This is a genomic window from Pseudoalteromonas sp. SG43-3, assembly GCF_014164385.1.
In the GTDB taxonomy this organism is placed as follows: Bacteria; Pseudomonadota; Gammaproteobacteria; order Enterobacterales; family Alteromonadaceae; genus Pseudoalteromonas; species Pseudoalteromonas distincta.
In genome coordinates this window covers 1-803 of sequence record NZ_JACJFC010000068.1, presented here as the reverse complement: position 1 = coordinate 803, position 803 = coordinate 1, and the positions used below count along the sequence as shown (strand labels likewise).

Below are 803 nucleotides of genomic sequence, written 5' to 3'. Positions count from 1 at the left end.
GGGCAACTAATTTTATTAAAGCTGTTACTCGTCAGCGCGATGCTGTTACTAGGTGCATGGCATAAGCTTTTTTTAGTCCCGCAAATCACTCAACAACACCATATAAGTATATTAAAACGCTCGATTACTGTTGAAATAGTAATTGCCCTGTTTGTACTTATTACAACAAGTGTATTTACCACACTTGTTGGTCCGCCTATTTAACGATTAATAAAAAGGGAAACGTATGTTAATTAAATCCTTTAATTTAAAAATTTTATTGCTACTAATTTTTAGCACTGTTAGTTCTTTTACTGTTAGTGCACATGACGATGAAAAATATTCAAAAAAAGGCAAGGCCTTTGTCAATGTTGATAGCGAGGCTGCAAAAACAGTCAGCCTATTTCATGCATATCTAAAACAAGGTAATCGCGAAGCTGCACGTAAATTACTGGCCGACGATGTCATCATTTTTGAAGGCGGAAGTGTTGAGCGTTCTGCAGATGAATACGCGAAACATCATATGATAGCGGATATGAAATTCTTAAGTGCTGTTAATAGTGAACTACTAGAGCATCAAGTTTACACAAATGGAGACATAGCTTACTCAATTTCAAGAAGTAAAACTCAAGGAAAGTACAAAGGAAAAGATATTAAGTCTATGGGAATGGAATCAATCACATTAAAAAACACCGATACAGGTTGGAAAATCACTCATATTCACTGGTCTAATTAAGGAGTTAACAATGCGAGTAATCTACATTACCTCAGCGTTTTTTTTATCATTAACTATGTCATTTTCGGCAATGAGTATCGAAAAACAG

2 protein-coding genes are annotated in these 803 nt (G+C 35.0%); both read left to right on the top strand.

What is annotated here, in order from left to right; all coding sequences use genetic code 11:
- Positions 1-204 (top strand): CopD family protein (locus H5157_RS20615; protein ID WP_182725417.1); only part of this gene is annotated, 204 nt, incomplete at its 5' end.
- A 22-nt stretch (positions 205-226) separates the two neighbouring features.
- On the top strand, positions 227-715 hold the full coding sequence (locus H5157_RS20610; protein ID WP_010558007.1) for a nuclear transport factor 2 family protein: 489 nt from the start codon (positions 227-229) through the stop codon (positions 713-715).
- The last annotated feature ends 88 nt before the right edge of the window (positions 716-803 follow it).